5 protein-coding genes are annotated in these 6,194 nt (G+C 69.5%); 3 read left to right on the forward strand and 2 right to left on the reverse strand.

Features of this window, described 5'->3' with window-relative positions; genetic code table 11:
- The first annotated feature begins 6 nt into the window (after positions 1-6).
- Positions 7-780: a glutamate racemase gene (locus tag G361_RS0139595; RefSeq protein ID WP_019932700.1), complete on the forward strand. Its 774-nt coding sequence runs from the start codon at positions 7-9 to the stop codon at positions 778-780.
- Positions 781-799: 19 nt separating this feature from the next.
- On the opposite strand, the gene G361_RS0139600 is transcribed toward G361_RS0139595, so the two are convergent.
- Both G361_RS0139600 and mftR2 read right to left on the reverse strand, forming a co-directional pair.
- Positions 800-1,855, reverse strand: coding sequence for a ferredoxin--NADP reductase (locus G361_RS0139600; protein WP_019932701.1), 1,056 nt, complete (start codon positions 1,853-1,855; stop codon positions 800-802).
- A 54-nt stretch (positions 1,856-1,909) separates the two neighbouring features.
- On the reverse strand, positions 1,910-2,554 hold the full coding sequence (gene mftR2 / locus G361_RS0139605; protein ID WP_231387244.1) for a mycofactocin system transcriptional regulator MftR2: 645 nt from the start codon (positions 2,552-2,554) through the stop codon (positions 1,910-1,912).
- 242 nt (positions 2,555-2,796) lie between these two features.
- Between mftR2 and mftF the strand changes: the two genes are divergently transcribed.
- Together mftF and G361_RS0139615 are read left to right on the forward strand one after the other, a co-directional pair.
- Positions 2,797-4,194 carry a mycofactocin biosynthesis glycosyltransferase MftF gene (gene mftF, locus G361_RS0139610; RefSeq protein WP_019932703.1) on the forward strand — a complete coding sequence of 466 codons (1,398 nt, stop codon included), beginning with the start codon at positions 2,797-2,799 and terminating at the stop codon, positions 4,192-4,194.
- Between the two features lie 85 nt (positions 4,195-4,279).
- Positions 4,280-5,662, forward strand: a complete 1,383-nt coding sequence (locus G361_RS0139615; RefSeq protein WP_019932704.1) for a GAF domain-containing protein — start codon at positions 4,280-4,282, stop codon at positions 5,660-5,662.
- Positions 5,663-6,194: the final 532 nt, after the last annotated feature.

Below are 6,194 nucleotides of genomic sequence, written 5' to 3' on the forward strand. Positions count from 1 at the left end.
CGCGGGGTGATCGTCTCGCTCATCGATTCGGGGCTGGGATTGCTCTCCACGGGAGCGTGGTTGCGGCGGCTGCGGCCGGAACTCGACCTGCTGTTGCAGTTGGATCCGGACGGCGCGCCCTGGGGCCCCAAGCCGGAGCAGTGGGTCACCGACCGGGTGCTGGAGGCCACCCGCCGCGCGCTGCGACTCGGCGCGGAGGTGATCGTGCTGCCGTGCAACACCGCCAGCGTGACCGCGCTGGAACACGTACGCGCCGAGGTCGGCCCGCAGGTGCCGGTGATCGGCACCGTCCCGGCCATCAAACCCGCCGCCGCCGCGTGCCGGACGGTCGCGGTCTGGGCCACCGCCGCGACCACGGCCAGCCGTTATCAGGCCGACCTGATCGCCCGCTTCGGCGGTGCCGCCGAGGTGGTCGGGGTCGCGTGCCACGGCCTCGCCGACGCCATCGATCGCGGCGATCTGCCCGCGATCGACGACGCGATCGTGCGGGCCGTCGCGCAGACCCCGCCCGGCACCGAGGGCATCGTGCTCGGCTGCACCCACTACCCCTTGGTGCTGGACGCGATCCTCGCCGCGCTGCCCGCCGGGGTGCGGTTGTTCGACAGTGCGGAAGCCGTTGCGGCGCAGACTCTCCGGCGCATCGACGCCCTCGGTCGTACCGCGGGCGGCACGGGTGCGGTGACCGTCTTCAACAGCGGCCGGCCGGGCACGCTGCCCGACAGCGCGGCCGCCTTCGAACCGGGCCGCGCCCTGGGCGCCCTCGCCGGGACCGTGGCCTGAGGCGCACGGCCATCCGTTGTCAGAACTGGATTTTCAGATGATCGGTGACCGGGTGGGCCTGGCAGCCGAGAATGTATCCGGCCTCGATGTCCTCGGGATCGAGGATTTCGCAGCTGTCCATTTCCACCTTGCCCGACACGACAGTGCAGGCGCACGAACCGCATTCGCCTTCCTGGCAGGAATACGGCACGTCGATTCCCTTGGAGAGCATGAGATCCACGAGGGTTTGCCGGCGCGGCCACCGCAGATTGTGCGTCTGCCCGTCGAGTTCCACCTCGACCGTCGCCGCGTCCGCGGCTTCCTCGTCGCTCACCTCGACCGGTGAATCGGTCGAGAACGGGTCGCCCGACAGCGAATTGAACACCTCGGCATGGGTTCGGTTGCGCGGCAGACCCAATTGCGCGAGCGCGTCGTGCACGCCGTCCATGAACGGTTTCGGCCCGCACATGTAGGCGCGATGATCGGTGTAGGGGGCGGCCAGCCGGGCCAGCGCCTCCGCACTCGGCAGGCCCTGCAGGGTTTCCAGCCAGTGCACGATCGCCAGGCGCTGCGGGTGTTTGGCCGCCAATTCCCGCAATTCGCCGGCGAAGATCACCGATTCCGGATCGCGGTTGGCATAGATGAGCACCACCCGGCCGCTGCCGCGGGCCAGTGCCGATTTCAGGATCGAGATCACCGGCGTGATACCGCTGCCGGCGGCGAACAGCAGCAGATCCTCGTCGAAATCCTTGACGGTGAAGGTGCCCGACGGCGGCAGCACCTCCAGGGTGTCGCCCGCTCGCAGGTTGTCGCACACCCAATTCGAGGCATATCCGTCGGCGGTCCGCTTCACGGTCACCTTCGGCCGATCGTCGGTGTGCGGCGAACTGGCCAGCGAATAGCAGCGCGCCACCGAGCCGGTCAGTTCGCTGGGAATGCGCAGCGTGAGGAACTGCCCGGACTGGTAGGCGAACCGCTCACGCAGTTCCTCGGGCACCTCGAAGACCACCGAGCAGGCGTCGGCGGTCTCGGGGATCACCGCGGAGATCCGCAGTACGGCCGAGCGCGAGCTGTGCGGTACGTCGACGGTCGTCATGGTGTCCTCTCGGGGCGGGCCGGCGCGCGGCGACAGGCAAAACTAGAACCTGTTCTATTTTGATGATACGTGGCCCTCGCGCTGCCGGACAAGCTGGGCCTCCAGACCGGCCACGAGCACATCCATCCCGAAGTCGTAGGTATACCTGCCGCGCAGGTCGCCGATGTGCCGGAAGGCCCGCTCGACCGGGTCGGGCAGGGTGACCCCCGCCGGGGTGGAGCGGTCGCGCGGGTTCACCCGGGCCCGGCCGAACAGATAGATGTGCACGGTCGCGTAGGCGGACAGGACATTACGGTCGTCGAATCCGGCGTCGAACAGGATCTCCATCACCGAGGCGATGAGATCCAGCTGTTTGCCGAGCATCTGGTCGAGCAGGACGTCGCCGAGGCCCGGATGTTTGCGCAATTTCTCGTCGATCTGATCGATGAGTTCGCGCAACCGTTGCTGCCACGGACCGGAATCCGGTGCGGGGCGGCGTACTCCGGAGAGCGCGGCGGTGACCACCAGATCGAGTAGTTCGCGTTTGTCGGCGACGTAGTAATACGGGGCCATCGGCGAAACCCCGAGTTCCCGGGACAACCGGCGCATCGACAACTTCTCGACACCGTCGGTGCGCACCACTCGCAGTGCGGCCTCGACGATCTCGGATTCCGACAGCGTATTACCGCCCCCGCTGGTCTGCATATGTCCCGCTCCCATGCCACCTCTGATTTGCGGCCGGCCCGATCGGCCCGGCCGCCGACACCGTCGACCACTGTTCACCCGGCTGTTTCCCCCGAAGTCTAGAGCGTGGGTATTTCCCGCGTCCCGGTGTGGTACGACCCACAGTCGTATGCGGTCTGTCCGGCATGTCGCACGCGTTGCCGAGGTGAGGGCGTGAATTCGCCGTGGCTTTCGATCGTGCGCACTCCGAACGGCAATCAGCGCTTAGCATCTCCGGAATGCGCCATGATCGACTGCCCGACGGGTTCGGGGTTCGCATCGATCCTCGGGTGCGCACCTACTCCGGAGGCCGGTTTCTCGTCGGTGGCTCGCCGACCCGATTGCTGCGCCTGGCGCCGGAGGCGGCCGCCCTCATCGGTGACGGATATCTCGAGGTCACCGATACCGAATCGGCCGTGGTCGCCAGGAGGCTGCTCGATTCCGGTGTGGGCAATCCCCGTCCGCGGCTGCTGCCCGCGCTGGAGGACGTGACCGTGGTGGTGCCGCTGCACAACGACGGCGCCGGCCTGCTCCGCCTGCTCTCGGCGCTGCGCGGGCACAGTGTGGTGGTCGTCGACGACGGTTCGGATCGCCCGGTGCGGATTCCGGACAGCCGCGGTCGCTGCCGGGTGACGGTGTTGCGCCACGATCGCCGCAAGGGTGAGGCCGCCGCCCGGAATGCCGGATTGCGCGCGGCCACCACCGAATTCGTGGCCTTCCTGGATGCGGACATGGTCCCGCGCGCGGGCTGGCTCGAGGTGATGCTCGGGCATTTCAGCGATCCGCAGGTGGCGCTGGTCGCGCCCCGGATCGTGCCGCGCGAGCCCGACGCCGGCGTGCTCGGCCGCTACGACCGCACCCGGTTCTCCCTGGACCACGGCCGCCGCGAGGCCGCGGTGACCCCGGACGGCGCGGTGCCGTACGTGCCGGGTGCGGCGCTGCTGGTGCGCCGGCGCGCACTGCTGGCCGAGGGCGGCTTCGACGAGGAGATGCGCTCGGCCGCCGATGTCGATCTGTGCTGGCGGCTGGAGCGTTCCGGCTGGCGGCTGCGCTACGAGCCGGCCGCGCAGGTATCCGGCGATCATCCGGTCTCGCTCCGGGAATGGTTGCGGCGCAAGGTTTCCCAGGGCTGCGCGGTGGCGCCGCTGGCGCGCCGGCACGGCGGGATGGTGGCGCCGCTGGCGGTGCCGTTGTGGCTGGTGGTGGCGACGGCGCTGCTGGCCAGCCTGTCCCGCTGGGGCCTGATCGGCGGCGTGATCACCATGGTCACCGCGCTGATCCGGCTGCGCCGGGCATTCGCCGAACTGGACAATCCGACCCGGGTGGCCGCCATCCAGATGGCCCGCGGCTGCTCGGCCGGGCTGTGGCGGCTGGTTTCGGCGCTGTGCCGGCACTATTGGCCGATCACGGTGCTGGCGATGGTGACCTCCCGGCGGATCCGCCGCACGGCGGTGACCCTCGCCGTGGCCGACGGCCTGGCCGACTGGTTCACCCATCGCGATGTCGGCGGCCTGGATCCGGTGCGCTATCTGGCCTGTAAGCGGCTCGACGATCTGGCCTACGGGACCGGGCTGTGGTGGGGGGCGGTCCGCGCCCGGAAGGTTTCGGCGCTACGCTCGGCCGCGCCGCCGCTGTAGGCACTGTGACCTGGCGGACAAACTCGGCACTTCACGGGTGTCCGGTTTCGTTTCGCCGGTACAGTGCAGGGGGGAGAAAAGGCAAATGGTCAGCAATCCAACCGGCGGCGAGGCCGATCGCGAGCAACACGCGGCCGAGCCGGGATCTCAGCTCGGCGCGCTGGAAACCTATGCCGCACAAGCCCACGGCTTTCTCGCCCTCGGCGGGGAGCGGCTCAATCAGCTGGCCGGCCTGTTGCGCCCGGCGATCCTCGAATCCTGGTTGCGCAGTGTGCGCGGTGGCGTCGATCCGCTGGACGATCTCGACGGTCGCGGGTTGCGCGGCGGTGATCTGCAGCGCTATCGCGACGGTCATCCGATCACCACGGTGATGCCGCTGATCGACAAGCTGCTGTTACAGGACATCGCGCGGATCGGGCTGATCGTGGTGGTGGCCGACCAGTTCGGCCGGGTGCTGTCGGTGCACGGCACGCCGGATCGGGTGGCCGCGGCGGCCGGGACCGGGCTGCGCGAGGGCGACGACCTCAGCGAGCGCCGGGTCGGGACCAATGCCGTCGGCCTGGTGGTACGCACCGGCCGGCCGGTCTGGGTGCACGGCCCGGAACACTTCCTGCAGCGGATGCATCAGCTCACCGGCGCCGCCGCGCCCGTGCACGATCCGGACGGCCGGCTGGTCGGAGTGCTGATGATCGCGGGCGGGGTCCGGGTGGCCCGCCCGGAGATCCTGGCCCTGGTGAAGGCGACCGCGACCGCCGCCGAACTGGATCTGGCGCTGACCGCGAGCCGGGCCGAACCACCCGGCGGCAACGGCCGCGAGCCACGCGGGCGCGAGGCCCTCGCGGAACGGGCGCCGACCCGGCTCGGCCTGGACGTGCTGGGATTGGGCCAGCCCCAACTCATCTCGGACGGCGACCGGCTGCCGGTATCGCAGCGGCAGGCCGAGATCCTGCTGCTGCTCGCCGAACACGCGGAGGGGTTGTCGGCGGATCACCTGGCGTTGCTGCTCGACGACACCGATCTGGACAACGCCACCATCCGCGCGGCCATGTCGCGGCTGCGAGCGGTGGTCGGGCCGCACGTGTTCGGATCCCGGCCGTACCGGCTGCGGGTCCATCTGGTCACCGATGTCGAAGCGCTGCGCGCGGCACTGGATTCCGGTGATGTGGACGCGGCGGTCCGGCTGTACACCGGGCCGGTGCTGCCGCGCTCGACCGCGCCCGGGGTGGTGGATATCCGCGACGAGCTGCGGGTTCGGTTGCGCACCGCGGTGTTGCGATCCGGCGACGCGGCGGTGCTGAGCCGCTGGACCGCCGGCGCCGAGGGCCGCGACGACACCCCGGCCTGGGTGGCGTACCGCGCGGCCGTGGATCGTGGTTCACCGCTGTACGCGCAGATCGAGGCCAAGATCCGGGTCCTGGACCGGCGGCTGGGCGCGGATGCAACGCAGATGCAACGTTTCGGCTCCTAGGCTTCGCGACCGTGACGTGTGACGGCCCGATCCGGGTCGCGCGGATGATCGCGCGCACGTCGGGGTGGGGTCCCCAACCTTCTGGACGATTGACCGAGTCCGATTTGAATGAAAACCTCCCGTTTTATTCTTGCAGGGCCTAGTCTTCGCTGTGCGTGGAGGCAGGGTCGACCTGTCGCCGCGTGACGAAGGGAACCAAGCGCCGGGTCAGGGATTCCGCCGGCCGCCACGTTGGAGGACGATCACAGGGCTGATACCGCTTTCCGCAGGAGCTGGTTGAGCCACCGCGCCGGCTGCACCGGTCCGCACCACATCGGTGACCACGGGTCACCGTGTTCGTATACCCACAATCAGTTTCGCCGCGTATCCGCATGTCCCGGACTGTGTTCCGAGGCGGGTGCACGCGAGTGGAGCCGAAACGTATGAGGTAGTGCGTCCGCTGCTGCCGGTGCCCGCAACAGGTACCGGGGCCTTATTCGTGCTGCCTGAAATCGATTCGGCGACAGTTGATTTCGCCATCGAGGAGGCACCG

The sequence above is a fragment of the Nocardia sp. BMG111209 genome (assembly GCF_000381925.1).
GTDB lineage: Bacteria > Actinomycetota > Actinomycetes > Mycobacteriales > Mycobacteriaceae > Nocardia.